Annotated in this window: 41 protein-coding genes; 2 read left to right on the top strand and 39 right to left on the bottom strand. The window is 42.0% G+C overall.

The features are described 5' to 3' along the window. Window positions 1–247: 247 nt before the first annotated feature. Complete coding sequence (locus ASU00_RS20095) at window positions 248–559, bottom strand: hypothetical protein (RefSeq protein ID WP_330219555.1); 312 nt, start codon at window positions 557–559, stop codon at window positions 248–250. A 59-nt stretch (window positions 560–618) separates the two neighbouring features. Here ASU00_RS20095 and pdaB point away from each other — a divergent pair, with 59 nt between their 5' ends. Continuing rightward, on the top strand, window positions 619–1,371 hold the full coding sequence (gene pdaB / locus ASU00_RS20090) for a polysaccharide deacetylase family sporulation protein PdaB (protein ID WP_057915241.1): 753 nt from the start codon (window positions 619–621) through the stop codon (window positions 1,369–1,371). Between the two features lie 79 nt (window positions 1,372–1,450). On the opposite strand, the gene ASU00_RS20085 is transcribed toward pdaB, so the two are convergent. Beyond that, window positions 1,451–2,131: a KinB-signaling pathway activation protein gene (locus tag ASU00_RS20085; RefSeq protein ID WP_057915240.1), complete on the bottom strand. Its 681-nt coding sequence runs from the start codon at window positions 2,129–2,131 to the stop codon at window positions 1,451–1,453. Between the two features lie 136 nt (window positions 2,132–2,267). On the opposite strand from ASU00_RS20085, the gene gerD reads away from it, so the two are divergent. Then, window positions 2,268–2,858: a spore germination lipoprotein GerD gene (gerD, locus tag ASU00_RS20080; protein ID WP_057915239.1), complete on the top strand. Its 591-nt coding sequence runs from the start codon at window positions 2,268–2,270 to the stop codon at window positions 2,856–2,858. A gap of 37 nt (window positions 2,859–2,895) precedes the next feature. On the opposite strand, the gene ASU00_RS20075 is transcribed toward gerD, so the two are convergent. From ASU00_RS20075 to rplD, 37 genes are all read right to left on the bottom strand, one after another. Continuing rightward, window positions 2,896–3,954, bottom strand: a complete 1,059-nt coding sequence (locus ASU00_RS20075) for an Mrp/NBP35 family ATP-binding protein (RefSeq protein ID WP_057915238.1) — start codon at window positions 3,952–3,954, stop codon at window positions 2,896–2,898. Between the two features lie 141 nt (window positions 3,955–4,095). Then, complete coding sequence (gene cwlD, locus ASU00_RS20070) at window positions 4,096–4,812, bottom strand: N-acetylmuramoyl-L-alanine amidase CwlD (protein ID WP_057915237.1); 717 nt, start codon at window positions 4,810–4,812, stop codon at window positions 4,096–4,098. A gap of 79 nt (window positions 4,813–4,891) precedes the next feature. Beyond that, entirely contained in the window at window positions 4,892–5,317 is a 426-nt protein-coding gene (locus ASU00_RS20065) for a DUF2521 family protein (RefSeq protein WP_057915236.1), read from the bottom strand. A 1,376-nt stretch (window positions 5,318–6,693) separates the two neighbouring features. Further along, the gene (locus ASU00_RS20060; protein WP_057915235.1) at window positions 6,694–7,224 is read right to left on the bottom strand and encodes an ECF transporter S component; all 531 of its coding nucleotides are present in this window, start codon (window positions 7,222–7,224) and stop codon (window positions 6,694–6,696) included. A gap of 200 nt (window positions 7,225–7,424) precedes the next feature. Then, window positions 7,425–7,817 carry a 30S ribosomal protein S9 gene (rpsI, locus tag ASU00_RS20055; RefSeq protein ID WP_057915234.1) on the bottom strand — a complete coding sequence of 131 codons (393 nt, stop codon included), beginning with the start codon at window positions 7,815–7,817 and terminating at the stop codon, window positions 7,425–7,427. Window positions 7,818–7,837: 20 nt separating this feature from the next. Then, window positions 7,838–8,275: a 50S ribosomal protein L13 gene (rplM, locus tag ASU00_RS20050; protein ID WP_034304960.1), complete on the bottom strand. Its 438-nt coding sequence runs from the start codon at window positions 8,273–8,275 to the stop codon at window positions 7,838–7,840. Between the two features lie 266 nt (window positions 8,276–8,541). Continuing rightward, a complete protein-coding gene (gene truA / locus ASU00_RS20045; RefSeq protein ID WP_057915233.1) occupies window positions 8,542–9,282 on the bottom strand; it encodes a tRNA pseudouridine(38-40) synthase TruA in 741 nt (246 codons plus the stop codon). 14 nt (window positions 9,283–9,296) lie between these two features. Beyond that, a complete protein-coding gene (locus ASU00_RS20040) occupies window positions 9,297–10,094 on the bottom strand; it encodes an energy-coupling factor transporter transmembrane component T family protein (protein ID WP_057915232.1) in 798 nt (265 codons plus the stop codon). Continuing rightward, a complete protein-coding gene (locus tag ASU00_RS20035) occupies window positions 10,094–10,960 on the bottom strand; it encodes an energy-coupling factor ABC transporter ATP-binding protein (protein ID WP_057915231.1) in 867 nt (288 codons plus the stop codon). Before ASU00_RS20035 ends, ASU00_RS20040 begins: the two co-directional genes overlap by 1 nt. Continuing rightward, window positions 10,936–11,775, bottom strand: a complete 840-nt coding sequence (locus tag ASU00_RS20030) for an energy-coupling factor ABC transporter ATP-binding protein (protein ID WP_057915230.1) — start codon at window positions 11,773–11,775, stop codon at window positions 10,936–10,938. Before ASU00_RS20030 ends, ASU00_RS20035 begins: the two co-directional genes overlap by 25 nt. Window positions 11,776–12,151: 376 nt before the next feature. Continuing rightward, window positions 12,152–12,514, bottom strand: a complete 363-nt coding sequence (rplQ, locus tag ASU00_RS20025) for a 50S ribosomal protein L17 (RefSeq protein ID WP_057915229.1) — start codon at window positions 12,512–12,514, stop codon at window positions 12,152–12,154. Between the two features lie 81 nt (window positions 12,515–12,595). Next, entirely contained in the window at window positions 12,596–13,540 is a 945-nt protein-coding gene (locus ASU00_RS20020) for a DNA-directed RNA polymerase subunit alpha (protein WP_053349049.1), read from the bottom strand. 176 nt (window positions 13,541–13,716) lie between these two features. Next, window positions 13,717–14,106: a 30S ribosomal protein S11 gene (rpsK, locus tag ASU00_RS20015; protein WP_028390438.1), complete on the bottom strand. Its 390-nt coding sequence runs from the start codon at window positions 14,104–14,106 to the stop codon at window positions 13,717–13,719. Between the two features lie 22 nt (window positions 14,107–14,128). Then, window positions 14,129–14,494, bottom strand: coding sequence for a 30S ribosomal protein S13 (rpsM, locus tag ASU00_RS20010; protein WP_057915228.1), 366 nt, complete (start codon window positions 14,492–14,494; stop codon window positions 14,129–14,131). 22 nt (window positions 14,495–14,516) lie between these two features. Beyond that, window positions 14,517–14,630, bottom strand: a complete 114-nt coding sequence (gene rpmJ, locus ASU00_RS20005) for a 50S ribosomal protein L36 (protein WP_003156543.1) — start codon at window positions 14,628–14,630, stop codon at window positions 14,517–14,519. Window positions 14,631–14,671: 41 nt separating this feature from the next. Then, window positions 14,672–14,890: a translation initiation factor IF-1 gene (infA, locus tag ASU00_RS20000; protein WP_028390440.1), complete on the bottom strand. Its 219-nt coding sequence runs from the start codon at window positions 14,888–14,890 to the stop codon at window positions 14,672–14,674. Window positions 14,891–15,457: 567 nt separating this feature from the next. Beyond that, entirely contained in the window at window positions 15,458–16,111 is a 654-nt protein-coding gene (locus ASU00_RS19990; RefSeq protein WP_057915226.1) for an adenylate kinase, read from the bottom strand. 60 nt (window positions 16,112–16,171) lie between these two features. Continuing rightward, window positions 16,172–17,467 carry a preprotein translocase subunit SecY gene (gene secY, locus ASU00_RS19985; protein WP_057915225.1) on the bottom strand — a complete coding sequence of 432 codons (1,296 nt, stop codon included), beginning with the start codon at window positions 17,465–17,467 and terminating at the stop codon, window positions 16,172–16,174. Next, window positions 17,467–17,907 (bottom strand): 50S ribosomal protein L15, encoded by a 441-nt coding sequence (gene rplO / locus ASU00_RS19980; RefSeq protein ID WP_057915224.1) that lies wholly within the window; start codon window positions 17,905–17,907, stop codon window positions 17,467–17,469. Before rplO ends, secY begins: the two co-directional genes overlap by 1 nt. Before the next feature lie 32 nt (window positions 17,908–17,939). Beyond that, a complete protein-coding gene (rpmD, locus tag ASU00_RS19975; protein WP_057915223.1) occupies window positions 17,940–18,122 on the bottom strand; it encodes a 50S ribosomal protein L30 in 183 nt (60 codons plus the stop codon). A 16-nt stretch (window positions 18,123–18,138) separates the two neighbouring features. Beyond that, window positions 18,139–18,639 (bottom strand): 30S ribosomal protein S5, encoded by a 501-nt coding sequence (gene rpsE / locus ASU00_RS19970; RefSeq protein WP_034304987.1) that lies wholly within the window; start codon window positions 18,637–18,639, stop codon window positions 18,139–18,141. A gap of 22 nt (window positions 18,640–18,661) precedes the next feature. Next, entirely contained in the window at window positions 18,662–19,024 is a 363-nt protein-coding gene (rplR, locus tag ASU00_RS19965) for a 50S ribosomal protein L18 (protein WP_057915222.1), read from the bottom strand. A gap of 32 nt (window positions 19,025–19,056) precedes the next feature. Continuing rightward, window positions 19,057–19,593, bottom strand: coding sequence for a 50S ribosomal protein L6 (rplF, locus tag ASU00_RS19960; RefSeq protein ID WP_057915221.1), 537 nt, complete (start codon window positions 19,591–19,593; stop codon window positions 19,057–19,059). A 30-nt stretch (window positions 19,594–19,623) separates the two neighbouring features. Beyond that, entirely contained in the window at window positions 19,624–20,022 is a 399-nt protein-coding gene (gene rpsH / locus ASU00_RS19955) for a 30S ribosomal protein S8 (protein WP_057915220.1), read from the bottom strand. A 30-nt stretch (window positions 20,023–20,052) separates the two neighbouring features. Next, entirely contained in the window at window positions 20,053–20,238 is a 186-nt protein-coding gene (locus ASU00_RS19950) for a type Z 30S ribosomal protein S14 (protein WP_034304998.1), read from the bottom strand. A gap of 30 nt (window positions 20,239–20,268) precedes the next feature. After that, a complete protein-coding gene (gene rplE, locus ASU00_RS19945) occupies window positions 20,269–20,808 on the bottom strand; it encodes a 50S ribosomal protein L5 (protein ID WP_053349058.1) in 540 nt (179 codons plus the stop codon). A gap of 29 nt (window positions 20,809–20,837) precedes the next feature. Next, window positions 20,838–21,149 (bottom strand): 50S ribosomal protein L24, encoded by a 312-nt coding sequence (rplX, locus tag ASU00_RS19940; RefSeq protein ID WP_057915219.1) that lies wholly within the window; start codon window positions 21,147–21,149, stop codon window positions 20,838–20,840. 43 nt (window positions 21,150–21,192) lie between these two features. Further along, entirely contained in the window at window positions 21,193–21,561 is a 369-nt protein-coding gene (gene rplN, locus ASU00_RS19935; RefSeq protein ID WP_034305005.1) for a 50S ribosomal protein L14, read from the bottom strand. Window positions 21,562–21,602: 41 nt separating this feature from the next. Then, the gene (gene rpsQ / locus ASU00_RS19930; RefSeq protein WP_034305007.1) at window positions 21,603–21,866 is read right to left on the bottom strand and encodes a 30S ribosomal protein S17; all 264 of its coding nucleotides are present in this window, start codon (window positions 21,864–21,866) and stop codon (window positions 21,603–21,605) included. An 18-nt stretch (window positions 21,867–21,884) separates the two neighbouring features. Continuing rightward, on the bottom strand, window positions 21,885–22,088 hold the full coding sequence (gene rpmC / locus ASU00_RS19925; RefSeq protein WP_034305010.1) for a 50S ribosomal protein L29: 204 nt from the start codon (window positions 22,086–22,088) through the stop codon (window positions 21,885–21,887). Further along, the gene (gene rplP, locus ASU00_RS19920) at window positions 22,078–22,512 is read right to left on the bottom strand and encodes a 50S ribosomal protein L16 (protein ID WP_053349061.1); all 435 of its coding nucleotides are present in this window, start codon (window positions 22,510–22,512) and stop codon (window positions 22,078–22,080) included. The genes rpmC and rplP overlap by 11 nt, the downstream gene beginning before the upstream one ends. A 1-nt stretch (window position 22,513) precedes the next feature. Continuing rightward, window positions 22,514–23,170, bottom strand: a complete 657-nt coding sequence (gene rpsC, locus ASU00_RS19915) for a 30S ribosomal protein S3 (protein WP_034305014.1) — start codon at window positions 23,168–23,170, stop codon at window positions 22,514–22,516. A 3-nt stretch (window positions 23,171–23,173) separates the two neighbouring features. Beyond that, window positions 23,174–23,515 (bottom strand): 50S ribosomal protein L22, encoded by a 342-nt coding sequence (gene rplV / locus ASU00_RS19910; RefSeq protein ID WP_034305017.1) that lies wholly within the window; start codon window positions 23,513–23,515, stop codon window positions 23,174–23,176. A 17-nt stretch (window positions 23,516–23,532) separates the two neighbouring features. Next, window positions 23,533–23,811: a 30S ribosomal protein S19 gene (gene rpsS, locus ASU00_RS19905; RefSeq protein WP_034305018.1), complete on the bottom strand. Its 279-nt coding sequence runs from the start codon at window positions 23,809–23,811 to the stop codon at window positions 23,533–23,535. Window positions 23,812–23,871: 60 nt separating this feature from the next. Beyond that, window positions 23,872–24,702, bottom strand: a complete 831-nt coding sequence (gene rplB / locus ASU00_RS19900; protein ID WP_057915218.1) for a 50S ribosomal protein L2 — start codon at window positions 24,700–24,702, stop codon at window positions 23,872–23,874. A 26-nt stretch (window positions 24,703–24,728) separates the two neighbouring features. Then, window positions 24,729–25,013, bottom strand: coding sequence for a 50S ribosomal protein L23 (gene rplW / locus ASU00_RS19895; RefSeq protein WP_057915217.1), 285 nt, complete (start codon window positions 25,011–25,013; stop codon window positions 24,729–24,731). Continuing rightward, the gene (gene rplD / locus ASU00_RS19890; RefSeq protein WP_057915216.1) at window positions 25,013–25,636 is read right to left on the bottom strand and encodes a 50S ribosomal protein L4; all 624 of its coding nucleotides are present in this window, start codon (window positions 25,634–25,636) and stop codon (window positions 25,013–25,015) included. The genes rplW and rplD overlap by 1 nt, the downstream gene beginning before the upstream one ends. Window positions 25,637–25,639: the final 3 nt, after the last annotated feature.

Here is a 25,639-nt window from a genome sequence, read left to right as displayed (position 1 = left end):
TAATAGTGTGTGCTCACTTAAAATTTAACGTTGGCGCTTTGTTTTGTTCAGTTTTCAAAGAGCAATTTCTCGCTTAATCTCTCTTAGCGACTTCAATATCTTAACACCTTATTTTCATGCCGTCAACAACTTTTTTAAAAAGTTTTTTTAGCGCCTTTTCCAAAGCGTTTCTGTTGCAGCAACTTTTATAATATACCAACGTATAAATCAATAGTCAATAGGTTTTCTCAATAAAATAAACTTTTAATTATCCTAATTGATTACGCTTCGATAATTTCGATTTCACCCTCATATATACAAGGCAATCTTCTTCGGTGCTTACCCTTTTTAATAAACTGAAAAGGATATTGAATTTCTCGTTCATCGCCCTTTTGATTATGTGATCGATCCTTTTATCCTGAAAAGCGCTGAGGATTTCATCCATTTCCCTTTTTAACAGGTACTCCAATTCCATTTTTTCTTTGTCGTTAATCAATAAACCGAGCATGAACGACACCTCCAACAGACATCTTTCCCCAAACATACGATTTTTATCATGCTTGTCATGATTTTTTTGCATAACAAAAATCCTCGCGCATAAATTTGAAGACAAGAGTCTTGGACAAGGGGATGGAATTGATGAAATTTTTCATGGTGCTTCAAGCAAGGAACATCAAATTTTATTCGGTAATTTTACTCACGGCACTATTTACCGCTTGGTTCCTATTTGTACAAAACATACTTCATGCCCCTGTTTTTTCAACAGAGGATGGACCAAAAGCGGTTTATAAAGGAGAGAAGAATGTTGCGATAACATTCAACATTGGCTGGGGTGATGAAAAGGCGGCACCGATAATAGAAACTTTAAAGAAGGAAAATATTAAATCTGCCACCTTCTTTCTTTCTGGTTCCTGGGCTGAACGTCATCCTGAATTAGTAGCGCAAATCGCGAAAGAAGGATATGAAATCGGCATGCTCGGATACGATTATAAAGATTATTCCGAAATGGAGGACCAAGAAATCATCCGGGACATCGCGAAAGCCCAGGAAGCATTCAAAAAGCTGAATGTAAAAAATATAGACCTCCTCCGGGCACCAACCGGTCATTTTGACAAGCGGCTATTAAAGATCAGTGATAATTTTGGATATACTGTAGTTCATTGGAGCATCGATTCAAAAGATTGGACCAATCCGGGAGTGGAACGGATCGTCCAGAACATCGAAAAGGCGCAGAAGGGGGATATCATCTTATTGCATGCTTCCGACTCTGCAAAACAAACGAATAAAGCACTGCCAGAGCTGCTGAATGACCTTCGTGCAAAAAATTTGACCTTCGTTAACGTATCAGAGATGATTTCCAATTCATCCGCAAGCAGTGAGGAAATACGCTAAACAGGCATAACAGAAAACTGCGTACTAAAGGTCTTCTGTACGCAGTTCTTATCTGGAATTCGCTATGTATGCAAATGGGTTAGCTGCCTTTCCCCAATTCGCCTTTGATCTTATTTCCCTTTACTTGAGCTTGCTTCTGCGCTCTTTTACCTGCCAGTTCCTTTTGTGACCGCTCGATCAATTTGCCTAAGACCAATAATTGATAAGCATTGCAGACCAGCAGGGGAAACAGCATGAAGTAAAGCCACCCCTCCTCATTGGAATTCAGGACAGGCAACCACTCCAAAACCGTGAAAACGACCATGAAAAATAAAGCAGGAATGAATGACTGTTTATTCGTTTGCCTCATCTTGAAAAAAGCTGTACATACCGCAGCAGCTAACACAATCAAAGCTAACATGATATAAGAGCTGATGCCCTCGCCTGAACCGAAATTAAGGTACCGCAGATAAACCAAATCAAATGCGACGAAAAGAATGAGTACAATTTGCACGGCATTCCATAGGTAAGCGCTTTTAAAAATCCCCAGACCGAATCGATGTATCGTTAAATAGGCAAAAAAGCCGGCTTGGCTGATGACGCTGAAAATTAATCCAACACCGAATAGCCAAACAAAAGTGGAAAGGATGCTACTGAATTCAAAAGAGGAGAAATAAGGCTTAAATTCACCCCATCGAGCCAGGAACCCTACAACTCCGCCAGTTATACCACCGATAAGCAATGTCGTAAAAAACATTCTAACTAAATTACGGCTGTTCATTGTTTTCCCCCATAAATTTCTATTTCATTTCCTTAATTGTACCAACCGCATTTGGAAAAATCCACTTATTCTACAGGGAATAATATTACCGTTTGGAACCATATTAATTGTAAGAAGGATGAAAGGGGCCCTGCGCATGAAAGTAGGAGTTGCTTTGCTACTCACGTCATTCTTACTCATTTTTTCAGGTTGTGCTCAAAATGGGGCAGGCCAAGATAAAATGGAGTATGAAGAGACAAAGAAAATGGTCGTTGATATCCTTAAGACAGATGATGGAAAAAAAGCCATCGAGGATATCATTTCCGATGATAAAATGAAAGCTGAACTTATTATGGATTCGGATGTCATCAAGAAATCCATTGAAGATATGATCACTTCAGATAAAGGCAAGGAATTTTGGAAGAAAACATTTAATGATCCTGAATTTGCTTCCGCTTATGCTAAAGCTCTAGAAGATGAACATAAAAAGTTATTGAAGGACTTAACGAATGATCCGCAGTACCGTGGTATGCTCATCGACATACTAAAGGAACCTGACCTGGAAAAAGAAATGAATAAATTATTGAAAACGAAGGAAATGCGGTCAGTCTACAAAGAATTGATCATAGAAACCATGGATAGTCCACTCGTTCAAGCAAAGCTGCAGGAAAGATTGGATAAAGCAGCTTCGAAAGCTGCAGAGAAGGAAAACAAAGGCGAAGAAAAAGATAAGAAGGATAAAGAATGAAACTAGGCTGATTCCAATTGGAATCAGCCTTCTTTTATTATTGGAGTTTTTCAATGACCTTTTTGGCGATGTCCTCATATATCCGGCCCAACCTATGATCTGCCGCGTAAATGGAAGGAGCGAAGTCTTCTTCATTCCAATCAGGCTGCTGCAGGGGAAGTTGTCCCAAAACTTCCGTACGAAGTTCTTCAGCAAGCTTCGCGCCGCCGCCTTTACCGAATACATACTCTTTTTCACCTGTCGTTTTACTTTCAAAGAATGACATATTCTCAATGACCCCAATGACTTCATGCTCTGTCTTGATGGCCATCGCACCCGCTCTCGCAGCAACGAAGGCTGCAGTTGGATGAGGTGTCGTCACGATTATTTCCTTACAGGAAGGAAGCATCGTATGGACGTCCAACGCAACATCTCCCGTCCCTGGCGGCAAGTCGAGCACTAAATAGTCCAACTCGCCCCATTCCACTTCATTGAAGAAGCTGTTGAGCATTTTACCAAGCATCGGGCCTCTCCAGATGATCGGCGCATTATCTTCGACAAAAAAGCCCATCGAGATAACTTGAACGCCAAACCGTTCAACCGGAATGATTCTCTCCCCGCGAACGACAGGTCTTTTTGTTATCCCCATCATATCAGGTACGCTAAATCCATAGATGTCAGCGTCAACCAAACCGACCTTTTTCCCCAAACGAGCAAGTGAAGTAGCGAAATTCACTGAAATGGTCGATTTTCCGACCCCACCCTTACCGCTGGCAATCGCAATGAATTGTGTCTTGCTGTTAGGTCCAAGTAAGCCTTGGTCCCCTTCATCCTGAGGCATATTATCACGGTGTTTCGCCAATTCAGCTTCTGAAAGTTCGGTGAAGCGAATTCCTACCGATTCCGCACCATTCGCTTTCAGCAGGTCCACTACCTCCGTTTGCATTTGCATTTGCTCGGCAGTCCCAGTTTTCGCAATCGCAAGTTTAACGCTTACATGATTCTTTTCAGGCTTTATCTTAATTTCGATGATCCCGTTTGTTTCTTCAAGGCTTTTATGTAGAAAAGGGTCTTTAAGATCCTTTAGTAAATTCAGTACTTTCTCTTCAGTTAACAAGTCGAGCACCCCTTTGAATTCGTTTTATTTTCCCATTTCAGTATAACATATTACGGATAGAAAGCTTATCATCTGCCCTGTTTTGAAGAACGTCATTTTTGCCCATGGTAAAAAGGCCTTGCCCCATACAAGACCCAAACATCAATCTTCATCCGAAAGCTTTTCCTCTGTGAAGTACCGCAAAATCCCCATATAAATCGAACTGGCAATCTTTTCTTGATACTTATCACTGATTAGGCGTTCCCTTTCCTCCGTGTTGGAAAGAAACCCTATTTCCACGAGTGCTCCCGGTTTCTTCGCATAATTCATTAAATACACATGATTGATCGTTTTTGCATCACGTCTTGTATTTTCAAGATTTCTTATGATTTCAGTCTGAATGAATTTAGCAACCTGTTCATTTTCCTCAAACCGGTTCGTATAAAAGGTTTGGGCACCCTTCGATGAAGCCGACGGAAAAGAATTCAAATGAATGCTTAAAAATAAGTCCGCTTCCGAATCATTAATCATTACAACCCGATTTCTTAAATCCTCCTGTTTTCGCTGGCGGATTCCTTTCGTATTTCTTTCGGCCAAATCCTCGTCCTTCTCACGGGTCATGATGACAAGGGCTCCCTGCTCCTGCAAATAGTCCCGGACCTTTAATGAAACGGAAAGGGCAATTTCCTTTTCCATTACATCCTGTACATTGGCTCCACCATCCATTCCTCCATGACCGGCATCAAGGACAATCACTTTACCTGCCAACGGAAGGTTCCAGGAATCCCAAGAATCATCTTCAACAAATTTAACCGTTACAATTAAAAAAAGGACAAACAATCCCATAGCGATACCAGTATATTTCAGCTTTCTCCGCATGACCGTTCCCCTTCCATGATTCCTCTAATAAAAGGTATGGGACAAACCATGGAATTAGAACAAAAGGTTGTTTCGCCTTTTAGTGAAGCTTCATTTTATAGCGCTTTTCACCAGTCTTGAAGCCATCGACCCACCACTCGCCGACAAACCCCTCACAGCAATAAAATAAACCTTCATCGAAGGCGTTATTAGCTGTAACTTCCCGCCAGTACAAAATAAAGTTGAAAAGCGTATCGATCAAAAACTTTTCTTCCTTAAAGCATCTCGCCCTTACATCGTCCTCCGACTCACCGTAATAGCCAAACTTGCTATAGTTCGCTCCCAACAAATAGGCCTCAATGGCAACATCAAAATAGCTATCCTCCAACACTTCCATAAAATCCTGTCCAAAATAGCGCTGGATACGCCCCTTCATGTCGGCAATGGAAAGCTCCCTTAGTAGCCTGCGCTCAAACTTCAATTTCCTTTCCCTTTGCATCTCCTGTAACCCTAATATCACAGCCATATTTCACCTCCGGGGCCAACCCCCATTTCCCAAATTATTTCCCAAGACATAATTTAGTTTTTGCGTTCCACAAAGAACCATTCACTGATTCGATTGGCAAAAATTAATCCGCATAAATTTTGAAGACGGCTAATTTAGCGATCATGAAAAATCCGATATCACTAGCTCGGTGGCTAGCTTTTATGTATAAGTGATAAAGTTCATTTTTAGCGTATGCATTCGACCATATATTGTCCCCGCCCGTCCTATGTTTTGTTTGGGGAGCTAGTGACCTTGGTCATTTCATCTTCACAGACAGAGTATCACCACCAGGCAGGCAGCGACCCGTGGCGACAAGAGCCTCCTCGAGTAGCATACTAATCAGCAACACCAGGAATGTGACTTCTTTACTGTATCTAACAAAGTGATAAGCCAAAACTGTAGGAAAAAGGAGTAAATTCTAAAATAGAACGGCAAGGTCGAGACTCTTGCGGGAATACAATTCCAACAGAGGTTCCAGACATTAACGCCGGGCAAGCTCACGGACCGCCACTGAAGAAGGAAGTGCCTGAAGTGGAAAACAACAGGCTAAATCCACCACCACAAAAATGCGGACAAATAAGTTCTTTCTAAATGTTAAAACCGAGTGGAATGCAACGGGCTAAGGTACATTTGGGCTTTACAGCAAATTTGAGGCGGGTTCTTTAAAATTTTGCGCATTTCACAGGCAATTTTGGCAGTTTCTCCTCAATATCTTACTTTACTCTCTATTTCAGCCAGGTGTCTCTGCATAATTCCTGCTTCCTTTCACCATTTTGGAGCGTTACTCGCGAATTTAAACACTTTACTCGTGAGTTTGGCACTTTTATTCGCGAATTCATCGACTTTATTCGCGAATTTCGTGCATTTACTCGCGAGTTTACACTTTGCCTCGAATTTGAGGAAGCTCTCATAAAAATCGCGCTTTTCGCACCGTTTCTCGCCAGCTACATGCAGGCAATCGCGATTCCATCTTCATATTTATGCAAACCGGAGTGGAACGGATAAATTACAATTCCTATAACTGTAGATGTAGGCATATGGTTCTTCCTCACGCAAAGTGGAATGAAACGGAGGGCGCGAGACTCCTGCTTAGATATGCGCGTCTACGTGAGGCCCCGCAGGCTGAAAGCCTGAGGAGACTCACGGACTGCCTTCTGGATAAGCTAAGCGCCTGCAGTGCAATGAACGGTCGAAGTTCAAATCCCCCAAACCCGTGAACAATAAGAATTACCTACAGAAAAAAAGCGCAGTCGAGATGACTCCGCTTCTTATCATGATCTTTTATCTCAAAGCCTGCTCAGGCAGCTTCTCGAGCTTGTCCTTTGCTCCTTGCTTTTTCAATAGTGTATCTGCCCTTATATCTGACCTGCTCTTTGCTTTAAGCGTCCTGCAAGCGGCACGACGATTATACCGGCCAGCACGACCTGCATAACGTTGCCAGGGATGGAGCCGAAAGGCTGAATCCAGTTACCGTAGAGGATGACTTCGACGAAGTAGTAGCCGACAATTTTAATTATGAGGGCAACGGCAACCGCCAGTGTATATACGATCACTCTTTTGCCGGGTACCTTTTCGGCTATGAAGCCGGCTAAAAAGCCCATTGTACCGACGATGATGAATGTGAATGGCGCCCATGCCGCCCAACCGGAGAAAAGATCAAAGAGGGCCATTCCGAAGGCTCCTGCTATCGCCCCGGTTTTTTTGCCGTAAACGAGTGCCGCTATAAAAAGCGGAACATTACCGAGATGGATGAGGCCGCCATTACCCATTATCGGCAGTTTAATATTGATGAACATAGTAGCTACAAGGGTTAAAGAGATGAAAAGTGCATTGATGACCAAGGTTCTTGTTTTAGTCGTTTCTACCGATGAGTATGTCGAATTCATATGAAGTCCTCTTTCTTTTTTTAGTATTATCATACTCCTATTAAGATATTTAATAAATATGAAATCCTATATATGTGTAATGAATTTTAATAATGCACTCATATCAATCTGGAGAAAGGATAAAAACGGATGAAGATAATATTCACAAATAAAAAACCCTTCCCCGGTAATCCGGGAAAGGGCTGAAAACGGTAATGGAATTAACGTTTTGAGAACTGAGGTGCACGACGTGCGCCTTTAAGACCGTATTTTTTACGTTCTTTCATACGTGGGTCACGAGTTAGTAAACCAGCAGTTTTAAGAGACGGACGGTATTCTGGATCAACTTGAAGCAATGCACGAGCGATACCGTGACGGATTGCTCCAGCTTGACCAGTGTATCCACCACCGCTAACGTTTACTAGAATATCGTAATTTCCAGTAGTTTCAGTTGCAACTAGTGGTTGGTTTACAACTTCACGTAATGCTGCGAAAGGAATATATTCATTAATGTCACGACCGTTAATAACGATGCGACCTTCGCCTGGTACTAAACGTACACGAGCTACTGAGCTCTTACGGCGACCAGTACCATAATATTGAACTTGTGCCAAGATAGTAACCTCCTTAGTAATTATCCGCGTAATTCGTATACTTCCGGTTGTTGAGCAGCGTGTGGGTGCTCAGCTCCAGCGTATACGTGTAATTTTTTGTAGATTTGACGTCCAAGAGAATTCTTTGGAAGCATACCTTTGATAGCAAGTTCAAGCATTCTCTCAGGGTAGTTTGTACGCATTTCAAGAGCAGTTCTAGTTTTAAGACCGCCTGGATGCATAGTGTGACGGTAATAAATTTTGTCAGTCAATTTTTTACCAGTCAAGTGGATTTTTTCAACATTGATTAAAATTACATGATCACCCGTGTCAATGTTCGGTGTAAAAGTTGGTTTATGTTTACCACGTAAGATGGATGCTACTTCAGTAGAAAGGCGACCTAAAGTTTTGCCTTCAGCGTCAATCACATACCATTTACGTTCTACTTCATTAGCTTTCGCCATAAATGTCGTACGCATGGTTAACCTCCTAAAAAACTTTATAATTTTTTATATTTATTTTCAATCACAATAAACTTCCGGGGCTTATCGTGGGATTAAAATACATACCATATTATATTAACTTCTCCCAGATTCATTGTCAAGGGAATGTTACACTAGGATAAGTTGTCTATAAAACACCCGCTGTAACTCCGTGAAAAGGAGAATATGGCGTAAAGCCGCTACAGAACTGATTTTTTCACATATGCCAGTTGTAAAAAAACTGGCATTGCAAAGCAAATAATTTATTTGTAAAAAACTTTCCATAAATACAAGCCTTGGGCCGGAGCCGTTTTCCCTGCAAAGCTGCGGTCTTTTTTGTCCAATATCCCGATGATGTCCCGGGGGGCAATCTTACCGCTGCCGACTTCCAGGAGCGTCCCAACCAAGATGCGCACCATATTATACAAGAATCCTTCCCCAACGAAGCGAAAAACCAAATACCCCTCGCGCTCTTCAAAATCGATTTCGTGTATGGTGCGAACTTTATCGACCACTTCCGTCTTTGCCGAACAAAAGCTCGTGAAGTCATGTGTCCCGACTAGATGGGACATCGCTTCCCTCATTTTCATCTCATCTAAAGAATAGGGAAAATGATAGGCGTAGTTCCGCTGGAACGGATCCCGCAGTTTGGAGCGGTCTATGATGTAACGGTACTCTTTCCCCGTCGTATGGAATCTCGCATGAAAATCGTCAGGAACGATATCGACTTCAAGAACGACGATATCGTTCGGGAGCAGGGCACTGAACGCCTTTACCCAATTTTCGGTAGGGAACGTAAGGGGTGAATCAAAATGAATGACCTGCCCCTTAGCATGGACCCCTGAATCTGTCCTGCCTGAAGCTGTCACTTTTATCATTGTGCCTTTGTGCATTTGCGCCAAGACGGCCTCGAATTCACTTTGTATCGTGCGCTTCTCAGGCTGTACCTGATAGCCGGCGAATTCCGTGCCGTCATACGCTAGCAGGCATTTATATTTTGGCATTGTACTCTTCCTTATTATGAACGTAATAAAACCAACATAACCGTAAGAAGTCCTAGCGAGACCATCAAAAGGCTATCACTTGTCTTCCAATTCAATTGACGGTATTTCGTGCGTCCTTCCCCGCCGCGGTATCCTCTGGATTCCATGGCAGTTGCCAATTCCTCAGCGCGTTTGAACGAACTAACAAATAAAGGAACAAGCAGCGGTACAATCGATTTTACCCTCTCCTTGATTGGACCTGAAGAAAAATCGACGCCCCTTGCCGTCTGGGCCTTCATGATTTTTTCCGTCTCCTCCATCAGCGTTGGGATGAAGCGAAGGGCAATGGACATCATCAATGCAAGCTCATGAACGGGCATTTTCCACTTTTTCAATGGGCCCAACAGCTCCTCCATCCCATCCGTGATCGATATCGGGGTTGTCGTTAACGTCAATAATGACGTAACAAGGATCAGTAAAGTAAATCTTATCGATATGAACAACCCTTGAATCAAACCGCCTTTATAGATTGCAAACCACCCGTACTCAAAAAGCAATTCCCCTTCTTTCGTAAACAGGATATGAAGCAGGAATGTAAATACGATCAAGAAAAAGATCGGCTTCAATCCATTATATAGATAGCGAAGCGGGATCTTTGAAACGCTGATCAACAGGATGGTGAATACAGCAAGCAAGCCATAAGAAACGAAATTATTCGCCAAAAACACGACACAAACAAACAGGAAGACGAGGAGCAATTTAGCCCGTGGATCCATCCTGTGCAACAGGGAATTGGCAGGGACATAACGCCCGATGATCATTTTATCAAGCATCAGCGGTTCCCCCGTTTCATCGCTTTATCTATTTCAATCGCCAAATCTCCAATATTAAGACAAGGATGATCAAATCGGACTCCCAGCTCCTTCTGAAGCTTTAGCTGAAAGCGGACGGTATCCGGTACATCCAGGCCAAGCTCCAGCAATTGCTCTGGGTCTGAGAAGATTTCCTGGGGAGTGCCTTTTTTGAATACCGTGCCCTGGTGCATGATGATGATGTCATCGGCATACTTGGCGGCATCCTCCATGCTATGTGTAACGAGAATGGTTGAGATGCCCTCACGCTTATGAAGTTCATAGAACATATCCATGATTTCTTTGCGTCCTCGCGGATCTAACCCTGCCGTAGGTTCATCCAGTACCAATACCTCAGGCTCCATCGCAAGTACACCTGCAATGGCCACCCGGCGCATTTGACCACCGGACAAGTCAAAAGGTGACTTAACAAGGATTTCCTCACTCAAACCAACCTGGGCGATGGCCTTCCTTGCCAGTTGTTTCGCATCGTTTTCGGAAACGCCAAAATTCATCGGCCCGAAGCATATATCCTTTTCCACCGTTTCATCAAAAAGCTGATGTTCCGGAAACTGAAAAACGATCCCAACCTTTTGTCTGATTGGCCGCAATGCCTTTTCTTTTCTTCCGGCCTCAATCGTCCGGTCCCCAATGAAGACCCGGCCTTTCGTCGGTTTCAAAAGGGCGTTCAAATGCTGCAGAAGCGTCGATTTACCGGAGCCGGTATGCCCGATGATTGCGGTATAGGTTCCCTGCTCCATGGAAATATTGACATCATGAAGGGCCAGATGTTCAAAAGGAGTATTCACCTGATAGCGGTATTCTACATCATCGAGTGTAATTCGCATAAATCCTTCACCAACTCTTCCTCTGTCAAATGCCCATCAACCACATGAACCCCATTTTTTTGTAACTCCTTCGTTAGCTTCACTGAAAAGGGAATATCTAGACCAAGGGCGATCAACTCTTCCTCTAATTCAAAAATATCCTGAGGTGTTCCTTCGCGGTATAGCCGACCTTGGTTCATGACGATCATTCGATCAGCTTTGGCAGCTTCCTCAAGATCATGGGTGATTGATATGACGGTAATCTCATTTTCCTGTTTTAATTCCCTAACTGTTTCAAGCACTTCTTCACGGCCTCTTGGGTCTAGCATGGAGGTTGCTTCATCTAAGATGATGATATCTGGCTGCAGGGCTATTACACCTGCTATGGCCACTCTTTGCTTTTGACCGCCGGATAGATGGTGCGGCTCTTGATTAAGAAAGGCATTCATTTTAACCTTATTTAACGCACCATGAACACGCTCCACCATAACCTGCTGAGAAACACCGGCGTTTTCTAAACCAAAAGCCACATCATCCTGAACTGTCGTGCCTACAAATTGATTATCTGGATTTTGAAAAACCATCCCGATTTTCCGGCGTACATCCCAAACGGATTCTTCCGTCAAACGTTGATCATTAATTGTAATCGTACCAGAGTTAGCAAACTGAAGACCATTCAGTAACTTCGCTAAAGTCGACTTGCCGGAACCATTATGTCCGACAATCGCAAGCCACTCCCCCTGATGAATGTCAAAAGAAACATCATCCAAGGCGTTACGAGACTGACCCTCATATTTAAAAATAATATTGCTTAAAGAAACCAGCTTCTTCCTCATGTGGCCCTCCTATCCTCGACTGCACTCGTCTAAACTAAACTCTGCAAAATCAACTGAAACAGGCGCTGACAAAAGCAGTCAATTCTTCTGAAAATATAAAAAAACGCTGCACCCCTTCCACCGAAAGAATTTTCGGTAAATTAAGAGCAGCTTATTGCGGGCCCGTTACGAAAAACAGGTTATCTTATAATCGCTTATCAAAAGCGGGAAGGGATGCTTGAGCTAGACGAGAAGGCTCCCTTTATAAAAGGTTCCGCCAGCCATCGTAACACTCAATGCGAATTTCTAAAAAACAGAATTTCTATTATAAATTAAAGAAAAAGGGCATAGAACAAGTGAGTATATTCATTTGTCCCGCCCTTTTTCATCGTTGTTATTAAACTAATTCAATAACCACGACTGGTGCACCGTCACCGCGGCGTGGACCAACTTTCATGATACGAGTGTATCCACCTTGACGTTCTTCATAACGTGGAGCAACGTCACTGAATAGTTTTTGAAGGGCATCTGTGCCTTTCTCAGCGTCAGCGATTTCGTTACGGATGAATGCTGCAGCTTGACGGCGTGCATGCAAGTCACCACGTTTACCAAGAGTGATCATTTTATCTACTACAGAACGTAATTCCTTTGCACGTGCTTCAGTAGTTTCAATGCGCTCATGGATAATAAGATCCGTAGCTAAATCACGAAGTAATGCTTTACGTTGTGCGCTAGTGCGTCCTAACTTTCTGTAACCCATTAGAGATTCCCTCCTTTGTTGAAGTTCTATATTGTGTGTCTAAACAAGGCTCACAACATAATGGATGATTCCGCCATGTTATCAGTCGTCTTTACGAAGACCTAAGCCTAGTTCCTCTAGCTTCGCTTTCACTTCTTCAAGTGATTTGCGGCCTAGATTACGTACTTTCATCATATCTTCTTCCGTTTTATGAGCTAGCTCTTGAACGGTATTGATTCCGGCACGCTTTAAGCAGTTGTAAGAACGAACAGAAAGGTCCAATTCTTCGATCGTCATCTCAAGAACTTTTTCTTTTTGATCTTCTTCTTTTTCCACCATGATTTCAGCATTTTGAGCTTCATCGGTTAACCCAACGAAAATATTCAAATGCTCTGTTAAAATCTTAGCTCCAAGTGCTACCGCTTCTTGCGGACCAGTACTGCCATCAGTCCAAACATCGAACGTTAACTTGTCAAAGTTAGACAACTGTCCTACACGTGTATTTTCAACTTGGAAAGATACGCGTGAAACCGGAGTGTAAAGAGCATCGATTGGAATTACACCAATTGGCTGATCTTCTCTCTTGTTTTGAACAGCAGGAGTGTAGCCGCGGCCGCGACGTGCAGATAAACGCATACGCATATGACCGTTTTTACCAATTGTAGCAATATATAAATCCGGATTAAGAATTTCTACATCACTATCATGAGTGATATCAGCAGCCGTGATGACCCCGTCACCTTGAACGTCAATTTCCAGCGTCTTCTCTTCATCAGAGTAAATCTTAAGAGCTAGTTTTTTCACATTAAGAATGATAGATGTAACATCTTCCACGACGCCTTCAATTGTTGAGAACTCATGTAGCACTCCATCAATTTGTATAGCTGTGACAGCAGCACCTGGGAGTGAGGATAAAAGGATACGACGTAAGGAGTTACCCAATGTAGTACCATACCCGCGCTCTAGTGGCTCTACGACGAATTTACCGAATTTGGTATCGTCGTTGATTTCAACCGTTTCGATTTTTGGTTTTTCTATTTCGATCATCAATAAACCCTCCTTCAAAACGTCAAAACCCCGGAAAGTAAACGAAGTCACTTAACCGAAATTCCCCATGTATACGTTCCCGCTGTGCGCAACAACTGAAAATTAATCCTCTGTAAGAACGCAAACTCAGTATTATATCCCATTATTGACAGGAATACAAAATCTATACAGAAAAATTAAACACGGCGACGTTTTGGTGGACGGCATCCGTTATGTGGAACTGGAGTTACATCTTTAATTGCAGTTACTTCTAGGCCAGCAGCTTGAAGTGCACGGATAGCAGCCTCACGTCCAGCACCAGGTCCTTTAACTGTAACTTCAAGAGTTTTCATACCATGTTCAATTGATGTTTTAGCAGCCGTTTCAGCAGCCATTTGTGCAGCGAATGGAGTGGATTTACGAGATCCACGGAATCCTAGAGCTCCAGCACTTGACCAAGAAATAGCATTACCATGAGAGTCAGTGATCGTAACGATGGTGTTATTGAATGTTGAACGAATATGTGCAATACCAGTTTCTATATTCTTTTTCACACGACGTTTACGTGTATTAGTTTTACGTGCCATGAAAAGTAACCTCCTTTACTAATTATTTTTTCTTGTTAGCTACAGTACGACGAGGTCCTTTACGCGTACGAGCATTGTTTTTTGTATTTTGACCGCGGACAGGAAGACCACGACGGTGACGTAAACCACGGTAAGAACCGATTTCCATTAAACGTTTGATGTTTAGGGAGATTTCACGACGAAGGTCGCCTTCTACTTTAAGCTTGTCAATGATATCACGAATTTTATTCAATTCGTCTTCCGTTAAGTCACGAACGCGAGTTTCTTCAGAAACGCCTGCTTCTGCAAGAACTTTCATCGCTGTTTGTTTTCCAATACCATATATATATGTTAATGAGATAACAATACGTTTGTCACGGGGAATATCTACTCCAGCAATACGTGCCATGCTTGAGTGCACCTCCTTCTATTTAGCCTTGTTTTTGTTTATGTTTAGGGTTTTCGCAAATAACCATAACTTTACCTTTTCTGCGGATAACTTTACACTTTTCGCAGATTGGTTTGACTGATGGTCTGACTTTCATTGCTATCTAACCTCCTTATACAGATCGGAGCGAAACCGGAATTATTTGAACCGGTATGTGATTCTGCCGCGAGTTAGATCATACGGGGAAAGCTCAACCGTAACTTTATCTCCAGGCAAAATGCGAATAAAGTGCATACGAATTTTACCGGATACATGAGCTAAAACAGTATGACCATTTTCTAATTCTACCTTAAACATTGCATTTGGCAAAGTCTCTTGTACTGTGCCTTCTACTTCAATTACATCATCTTTCGCCATTAAAGTGATTCTCCCTTCTCTATGCGTGAACCTATTAAAGGTACACATCTTTCCGTCAACATTACTACAGTCCAATTATCCTCATAAGTCATACAATTCTGCATCAAGTATTCACCATTTTGTAGAACCAGGCTTAAACTGAGGACCTTTATCAGTTGGACCGAAATGAGGGTTTTATGGGTCCTCATGTAAGTCTTGACCGATTCCGTGACCGACATACTCTCCAAATAGGGAAGCAATTAGTCTCGACATAGGTTTGAATAGCATGGGAGATGTTTGAAAGGCGCACGCCTGACATAGCTTCTTTCAACTCTCTATATCACGACTCTTTTAGGAATCCCAATAGAGTCACTGCATTTCTTCATCAATTTTGCCGACCCGGATATGTCCGTGAAGATCACTTAGAAAGTAATCGCCCAATTCAGGGAATACCAAGTACAAGAACCTGATTAAAAAATGTGCGAATGCTCTCGCGAAATTCATTATACCCTTTGTAATCAAGGAATGCACCAAGTTTAGATAGTAAGTTGTAAAAATGGTATGAATTTCATAAATCAACCAAAGCGATTAATTTTGCAATGCACCAAGTAACACATCAATGTTTTCAAATACCTTATTAATATCTTGCTGGCCGTTAATGTTGACCAAGTATCCTTTTTCTCCGTAGAAATCAAGAAGTGGCTTGGTTTGTTTCAAGTTCACATCTAAGCGATTTTGAACCGTTTCTTCATTATCGTCAGCACGTTGATATAATTCTCCGCCGCAGCGGTCGCATACATCATCTTTAGCTGGAGGATTGAATACAAGGTGATATGTCGCTCCGCAAGATTTGCAAATACGACGACCTGTCAACCTTTCCATCAAGATGCTTTTATCCACATCGATATTAATGACAAAATTTATTTTGCGATCTAAATCAGTAAGAATGTCCTCAAGTGCCTCTGCTTGCGCCACAGTACGTGGAAAGCCATCAAGCAAAAATCCCTTAAGGCAGTCCTCCTTGCTTAAACGCTCACGTACGATGCCAATGGTAACTTCATCAGGTACCAATTCGCCTTTGTCCATGAATGATTTCGCCTTTAGACCTAAATCTGTTCCATCTTTGATAGCTGTTCGGAACATATCTCCAGTAGAGATATGAGGGATATTATATTTTTCTACGATTTGTTCAGCTTGAGTGCCCTTACCAGCACCCGGCAGACCCATTAAAACTAGATTCAAAATTTTCTTCCCCCTCAAACTCTATAATGGGTAAAGGGAACAGGTCGTTCCCAAAACTCATTACTTTATGAATCCTTTATAGTGTCTCTTCACAAGTTGTGATTCCAGCTGCTTCATCGTATCAAGGGCAACCCCGACTACGATCAGCAAGCTTGTTCCGCCAATCTGTGCAGATTGAGGAAGGTCAGCAATCTTAATGAAAACTACCGGCAGAACAGCAATGGTGGCCAAGAAAATAGAGCCAACAAACGTTAAGCGGTATAAAACACGTGTTAAATATTCTTGTGTACTCTTACCAGGACGAATCCCTGGCACATAGCCACCTTGCTTTTTCAAATTCTCAGCCATTTGTTCAGGATTGACCTGAATGAAAGCATAAAAATACGCAAAAGCAATGATAAGAGCAACATATATGACCATCCCTACAGGCTGGGTATATGTTAAGTTTTCTGAAATCCAGCTAGTCACGCTGTTCTTTCCAAAGAAAGAAGCGATTGTAGTAGGAGTGATCAGGAATGCCATCGCAAAGATTACCGGAATAACCCCCGCAGCATTTACTTTCAATGGTAAATGAGTAGACTGTCCACCTGTTTGAGTACGACCTGCCGCAGCGCGTTTCGCATACTGTATCGGTATTTTACGTAATGCCTGCTGAATGAAGATGACAGCAACCACTATTGCTAATACTGCTAATACAATAAGGACGATCGATACGATTCGTAGGAATAATTGATCTCCGGCATTTTCAAATTGCTGTGCGTAAATCTGGTTTGCCGTAGTTGGCAAACTAGCAACGATTCCAGCAAAGATTATGATGGAAATCCCATTACCCACACCCTTAGCAGTGATCAGCTCCCCTAACCACAAAAGAAAAGCTGTTCCTGCCGTCAAGACAGTTGCAATGAGCAAGTATGTTGCAATGCCCGGATTTTCAATTAACTGACCGTTCGACATATTATTGAAGCCGTAAGACATACCCAAAGCTTGGATGAATCCTAGGACAATAGTGAAGTAACGAGTGAATTGAGCTAATTTACGACGCCCTGCTTCCCCTTGCTTAGACCATTCAGCAAACTTAGGAACAACGTCCATCTGTAACAGCTGAACGATGATGGATGCCGTGATATATGGCATGATCCCCATCGCTAAGATTGAAAAGTTTTGTAGAGCACCGCCGCCAAAGGTATTAAGAAGACCGATGACGCTCAGCTGGTCCTGTTGAGCAAGAAAATCGGCATTCACATGCGGTACAGGTATAAATGTACCGATGCGATAGACGATTAACATTAGAAGGGTAAAAATGATCTTGTTCCTTATTTCACCCACGCGCATAAAGTTGGAGATCGTGCGAAACATTAGATCACCTCTGTTTTACCGCCAGCAGCTTCGATAGCTTCTTTAGCAGTAGAAGAGAATTTGTGAGCTTTAACAGTAAGCTTTTTCTCAATGCTTCCTTTGGCAAGAATTTTGATTCCTGCTTTTTCTTTACTTACAACTCCAGTCTCAAGTAAAAGAGCTGGTGTTACTTCAGTACCGTCTTCGAAAAGATTTAACGTATCAAGATTCACGATAGCATAGTCTTTACGGTTAACGTTGGTAAATCCACGTTTAGGCAAACGTCTGAATAGAGGAGTTTGACCCCCTTCAAATCCAAGGCGTACACCGCCGCCGGAGCGAGCGTTTTGACCTTTGTGTCCTTTACCTGCTGTTTTACCGTTACCAGATCCAATACCGCGACCTTTACGTTTACGTTCTTTACGAGAACCTTCTGCAGCTTTTAACTCATGAAGTTTCATGTTGGCACCTCCTTGTTAAGATAAAAATTATTTTATTGTTCTTTTACAGTAACAAGATGAGCAACTTTGGTAATCATACCGCGAATCGCAGGGTTATCTTCATGAATAACCGTTTGATGCATTTTGCGTAAACCCAAAGTGTTAACTGTAACACGTTGATCTTCAGGACGACCAATCAAGCTGCGAGTGAGGGTAATTTCTAATTTATTAGCCATAATTCGATTTCCCTCCTTATCCTAACAGTTCTTGTACTGATTTACCACGTAACTTAGCTACGTCTTCAGCACGTTTCAATTGCTTCAATCCTTCGATTGTTGCGCGAACCATATTAATAGGTGTATTAGTACCTAATGATTTAGACAAGATATCGCTAACTCCGCCTAACTCAAGTACCGCACGAACAGGACCACCAGCAATTACTCCTGTACCTTCAGAAGCTGGTTTCAATAGAATGTGACCTGCGCCATAGCGACCGTTCACAAGGTGAGGAATTGTAGTTCCAACCATTGGTACAGTAATTAGATTTTTCTTAGCATCCTCAATAGCTTTACGGATTGCATCCGGAACTTCTTGAGCTTTACCAGTACCAAATCCAACATGACCATTTTTATCACCAACAACAACTAGTGCAGTGAAACGGAAACGACGTCCGCCTTTAACAACTTTAGCTACACGATTTACTGTAACTACGCGTTCTTCAAGTTCTAATTTATTAGGATCAATGCTACGCATCTGTTATGTCCCTCCTTATCCATTAAAATTCTAAGCCGTTTTCACGAGCAGCGTCAGCCAATGCTTTAACACGACCATGGAAGAGGTAACCACCGCGGTCAAATACCACAGCTTTGAAACCTTTTTCAACAGCACGTTTCGCAATAAGTTCGCCAACTTTTTGAGCTGCTTCAGCATTGCTTTTAGCTTCGATACCGATCTCTTTGTCAAGAGTTGAAGCACTTGCCAATGTTACGCCTTTTGCATCGTCAATTAATTGTGCGTAAATGTGTTTGTTTGAACGAAACACATTTAAACGAGGACGAGCTTCTGTTCCAGAAAGCTTAGCACGTACACGCGCATGTCTTTTCTGACGAGTAGCATTTTTATCAAGCTTCGTAATCATTTACGTCACTCCTTTCGTTTACTTATGCGGCATTACTTACCAGTTTTACCTTCTTTACGACGAACGAATTCGCCTTCGTAACGGATCCCTTTACCTTTATACGGCTCAGGTGGGCGAACATCACGAATATTAGCTGCAAGAGCTCCTACGCGTTCTTTGTTTGCGCCTTTGATGATTACTTTTGTATTAGAAGGAACTTCGACTTCAACGCCAGCTTCTGGTTCTATTTCTACAGGGTGGGAATATCCAACGTTAAGGATGAGTTTGTTACCTTGCTTTTGTGCACGGTACCCGACCCCGATAAGTTCAAGTGATTTTACGAAACCTGTAGATACACCTTCAACCATGTTAGAGATAAGTGCGCGAGTAGTACCGTGTAAAGAACGGTGAGTCTTCTCGTCAGACGGACGTGTTACGGTTAACACGTTCTCTTCAACAGCGATTGTAAGGTCAGGACTGAATGATCTAGTTAATTCACCTTTAGGTCCTTTAACAGTTACATCACTTCCGTTAATAGTAACTGTTACGCCTGCAGGGATTTCAATAGGTTTTTTACCTATACGAGACATATTGTGCACCTCCATTCTTGTGAAAATGTATTACCAAACGTATGCTAAAACTTCTCCGCCAACTTGTTTAGAGCGAGCTTCCTTGTCTGTTAAAACTCCGTGAGAAGTAGAAACAATTGCGATACCTAAACCGTTTAGAACGCGTGGTACCTCTCCAGTTTTTGCATATACACGCAAACCAGGTTTGCTTATACGTTTTAGACCAGTGATAACACGTTCGTTGCTTGCACCGTATTTTAAGAAGATACGGATGATACCTTGTTTGTTGTCTTCGATTAATTCAAAGTCACGTACGAAGCCTTCACGCTTTAAGATCTCAGCAATTTCCTTTTTGATCTTTGAAGCAGGAACTTCTAGTTTTTCGTGACGAACCATATTCGCATTACGGATGCGAGTAAGCATATCTGCAATAGGATCTGTCATGACCATTATATTTTACCTCCTTCCCAAACTCGGGTTTTACCAGCTAGCTTTTTTAACGCCAGGAATTTGTCCTTTATATGCAAGTTCGCGGAAACAAATACGACATAGTTTAAATTTACGTAATACTGAATGTGGACGTCCGCAACGTTCGCAACGTGTATATTCTTGTACTTTAAACTTCTGTTCGCGTTTTTGCTTTACGATCATAGACTTTTTAGCCACGATTTCGCCTCCCTTTATTTAGAGATTACTTTACTTTTGGAACGGCATTCCAACTTGAGTAAGTAGTTCACGAGCTTCTTCGTCAGTGTTGGCAGTCGTTACGATAACGATATCCATACCACGAACTTTGCTCACTTTATCGTAATCAATCTCAGGGAAGATAAGTTGTTCTTTAACACCTAATGTATAGTTCCCACGTCCGTCAAAGGATTTCTTTGAAACGCCACGGAAATCACGTACACGCGGTAAAGATACTGATACTAGCTTATCAAGGAATTGATACATACGCTCTCCACGTAATGTAACTTTCGCTCCGATAGGCATACCTTCACGCAAACGGAAGCCTGCGATTGATTTTTTTGCTTTTGTTACAACAGGTTTTTGACCAGTGATCAATGTAAGTTCTTCAACAGCTGTATCTAAAGCTTTAGAGTTAGATACTGCGTCACCCACACCCATGTTAATAACGATCTTCTCAATGTTTGGTACTTGCATTACTGATTGATAGTTGAATTTACCCATCAATGATGGTGTAATTTCACTTTTGAATTTTTCTTTAAGGCGGCTCATTGCTTAGTGTACCTCCCTTCATTTATGACTTATTTATCTAAAGTTTCACCTGATATTTTAGCTACGCGTACTTTTTTACCATTTTCAATCTTATATCCAACACGAGTCGGTTTACCTGATTTAGGATCAAGTGGCATTACATTGGATACGTGAATAGCAGCTTCTCTGCTGATAATTCCACCTTGTGGATTAAGTTGAGATGGCTTGGAATGCTTTTTCACGATGTTAATTCCTTCAACAAGCACACGATTTTGTTTCGGATATGCTGCAAGAATTGTTCCTTGTTTGCCTTTGTCCTTACCAGAGATGACTACGACTTTGTCACCTTTTTTAACATGCATTAGCTTGGCACCTCCTTGAAAGGCTTTATACAAAATTTACAAATTATAGAACTTCTGGAGCTAGAGAAACGATTTTCATGAAGCTATTGTCACGTAATTCACGAGCAACAGGTCCAAAAATACGTGTTCCACGTGGGCTCTTATCGTCACGGATAATTACACATGCGTTTTCATCAAAACGAATGTAAGAACCGTCAGGACGACGCATACCACGTTTTGTACGGACAACAACAGCCTTAACGACTTCACCTTTTTTAACAACGCCTCCTGGTGTTGCCTGTTTAACTGTACAAACGATGATATCACCGATGTTTGCAGTTTTACGACCAGATCCACCTAGGACTTTAATTGTTAGCACTTCACGAGCACCTGAATTGTCAGCGACTTTTAAACGAGATTCTTGTTGAATCATGTACGGTACCTCCCTTCGGAATTAGCTTAATCCGAACTAGATTAAATGATTACTGCTTTTTCTACTACTTCTACAAGACGGAAGCGTTTTGTAGCTGAAAGTGGACGAGTTTCCATGATACGTACTACGTCGCCTGCTTTAGCTTCGTTTAGCTCGTCATGAGCTTTTAACTTTTTAGAGTATTTCACGCGTTTACCGTATAAAGAATGCTTTTTATAGGTCTCTACAACAACTGTTACGGTTTTATCCATTTTGTCGGATACTACGCGGCCAGTGTAGATTTTGCGTTGGTTGCGTTCGCTCATTCTGCAAACCTCCATTCATTATCGATTAGTGACACCGATCTCTCTTTGACGAACAACTGTTTTCATACGAGCAATCGATTTGCGAACTTCACGGATGCGAGCTGTATTTTCAAGTTGTCCAGTAGCTAACTGGAAACGAAGATTAAATAGTTCTTCTTTAAGAGATTTTAGTTTTTGTTCAATTTCAGCAGTGGTTAGATCTTTGATTTCATTAGCTTTCATTTGTTTCACCACCAATTTCCTCTCTTTTTACAAACTTACATTTGATTGGAAGTTTGTGTGCTGCAAGGCGCAATGCTTCTCTTGCCACCTCTTCAGATACACCAGAGATTTCAAACAATACTTTGCCCGGTTTAACTACTGCTACCCAACCTTCAGGAGCACCTTTACCGGAACCCATCCGTACTTCAAGCGGCTTAGCTGTGTAAGGCTTGCTTGGGAAGATCTTGATCCAAACTTTACCTCCACGTTTCATATAACGAGTCATCGCGATACGAGCAGCTTCGATTTGACGGTTAGTGATCCAGGAAGCTTCTTGAGCTTGAAGTCCAAATTCTCCGAAATGAACTTCAGTGCCGCCCTTAGCCATCCCTCTCATCTTACCACGGTGTTCACGACGGTATTTTACGCGTTTTGGCAATAACATATTATTTTCCTCCTTCCTCAGATTTCTTCTTAGTAGGAAGAACTTCTCCACGGTAGATCCAAACTTTCACGCCTAGCTTACCGTAAGTAGTATCTGCTTCAGCATGAGCATAGTCTATGTCAGCACGAAGTGTGTGAAGTGGAACTGTTCCTTCGCTGTAATGTTCAGCACGAGCGATATCAGCACCGCCAAGACGACCAGAAACTTGAGTTTTGATTCCTTTTGCGCCTGAACGCATTGTGCGTTGGATAGCTTGCTTCTGAGCACGACGGAATGAAACACGGTTTTCTAGTTGACGAGCGATGTTTTCAGCAACCAATTTTGCGTCAAGATCTGCTCTTTTAATTTCAATGATGTTGATATGAACTCTTTTGCCAGTAAGCTGGTTTAAAGCTTTACGAAGTGCTTCGACCTCAGTACCGCCTTTACCGATAACCATTCCTGGTTTAGCAGTGTGGACAGATACATTGATACGGTTAGCTGCACGTTCGATTTCAACTTTTGAAACTGAAGCATCATTTAGACGTTTCGCGATGTACTCACGAACTTTGATGTCTTCATGCAAAAGAACTGCGTAGTCTTTATCAGCGTACCATTTGGATTCCCAGTCACGGATTATCCCGATACGCATACCGATTGGATTTACCTTTTGACCCACAGATTACCCCTCCTTCTTTTCTGATACAACGATTGTAATATGACTAGTACGTTTGTTTATAGCACTCGCACGACCTTGAGCGCGAGGACGGAAACGTTTTAATGTTGGTCCTTCGTTAACGTATGCCTCTGAAACGACTAGGTTATTAATATCCATTTCGTAGTTATGTTCTGCATTTGCGATAGCAGATTTCAGAATTTTTTCTACGACTGGAGAAGCAGATTTTGGTGTTAAGCGAAGAATCGCTACTGCTTCACCTACTTGTTTTCCTCGAATTAAATCTGCGACTAAACGCACTTTACGAGGAGCAATACGAACTGTTTTAGCGACAGCTTTAGCTTGCATGAGATGCCCTCCTCTCATTAACGTCTTGTTTTCTTGTCATCACTTGCGTGACCTTTATAAGTGCGTGTAGGCGCGAATTCGCCTAGTTTGTGTCCTACCATATCTTCTGTTACATAAACCGGCACATGCTTACGACCGTCATAAACAGCGATTGTATGTCCGATGAATTGCGGGAAGATTGTTGAGCGACGAGACCAAGTTTTAACTACCTGCTTCTTGTCAGCTTCATTTAACTTTTCAACTTTTACCAATAAATGATCATCAACAAAAGGCCCTTTTTTTAAGCTACGACCCATGCGAGTACCTCCCTTCGTGACTGTTCTACGGTTCGATATATGAACCGTAGGTCAATCCCGTTATTTTTTACGACGACGTACGATAAATTTATCGGATTTGTTTTTCTTCTTACGTGTTTTGAATCCAAGAGTTGGTTTACCCCATGGAGACATTGGTGATTTACGTCCGATTGGAGCTTTACCTTCACCACCACCGTGTGGGTGATCATTCGGGTTCATTACTGATCCACGAACTGTTGGGCGTTTACCTAACCAACGGTTACGTCCAGCTTTACCAATGTTGATAAGTTCATGTTGTTCGTTACCAACTTGACCGATAGAAGCACGGCAAGTAGCAAGAATCATACGAACCTCACCTGAGTTTAAACGTACAAGTACATAACGACCTTCTTTACCAAGTACTTGAGCAGAAGTACCTGCTGAACGGACTAATTGTCCACCCTTACCTGGTTTAAGTTCGATGTTATGAATTACTGTACCAACTGGGATGTTAATAAGAGGAAGAGCGTTACCCACTTTAATGTCAGCTTCTGGACCTGACATGATTTCCAAACCTACTTCTAGGTTTTTTGGAGCTAGGATATAACGTTTTTCTCCATCAACGTAATTAATTAATGCAATGTTTGCAGAACGATTTGGATCGTACTCAATAGTAGCAACGCGTCCTGGTATACCATCTTTATTCCGTTTGAAATCGATGATACGGTATTGACGCTTATGGCCGCCACCTTGATGACGAACTGTTAACTTACCTTGGTTATTACGGCCGCCTTTGCTGTGTAAAGGAGCAAGTAATGATTTTTCCGGTTTGTCTGTAGTAATCTCAGCAAAATCGGAAGTTGTCATATTACGTCGACCGTTAGAGGTAGGTTTATACTTCTTAATCGCCATTTGTATTTCCCTCCTTCTCTAATGAATTAAGCCTCGAATAGCTCGATTTCTTTGCTGTCAGCAGTTAATTTAACAATAGCTTTACGGCGCTTGTTAGTATAGCCTGCGTGTTTGCCCATACGTTTAAATTTACCTTTGTAGTTCATGATGTTAACTTTCTCAACTTTAACGCCGAATATTTCTTGAACAGCATCTTTAACTTGAGTTTTGTTAGCTCTAACATCAACTTCAAATGTATATTTTTTTTCAGCCATTACGTCTGAAGAGCGTTCAGTGATTACGGGGCGCTTAATGATATCGCGTGCATCCATTATGCAAGCACCTCCTCTACTTTTTCGACAGCTGATTTAGTCAAGATCAATTTGTTGTGTGATACAACATCAAGAACATTAAGACCAACAGCTTCCACTACAGTAACACCAGGGATGTTACGTGCAGAAAGAGCAACTTTCTCATCTAAACCGTCAGTAACGATCAACGTTTTAGTATCAACAGAAAGGTTTTTAAGTACTGCTACAAATTCTTTTGTTTTTGGAGCTTCGAAAGACAAGCTTTCAAGTACCAAAATGTTCTCTTCCAATGCCTTTGCAGACAATGCAGATTTAATAGCTAAACGACGAACCTTTTTAGGTAACTTGTAAGCGTAAGATCTTGGAGTTGGTCCAAAAACAACGCCACCGCCACGCCATTGTGGAGAACGGATAGAACCTTGACGCGCGCGTCCAGTTCCTTTTTGTTTCCAAGGTTTGCGTCCACCGCCTGCAACTTCAGAACGGTTTTTAACTTTGTGAGTTCCTTGACGTAAGGAAGCTCGTTGCATGATGATTGCTTCAAATAATACATGATTATTAGGTTCGATACCAAAGATGGTTTCATTCAGCTCGATGTCGCCAACTTGTGAACCTGTTTGGTTGAACAATGTAACTTTTGGCATTCT

It is taken from the genome of Peribacillus muralis, from assembly GCF_001439925.1.
GTDB lineage: Bacteria > Bacillota > Bacilli > Bacillales > DSM-1321 > Peribacillus > Peribacillus muralis.
The sequence above is the reverse complement of the archived record's forward strand: the minus strand, read 5'-3'. Positions and strand labels throughout refer to the sequence as shown.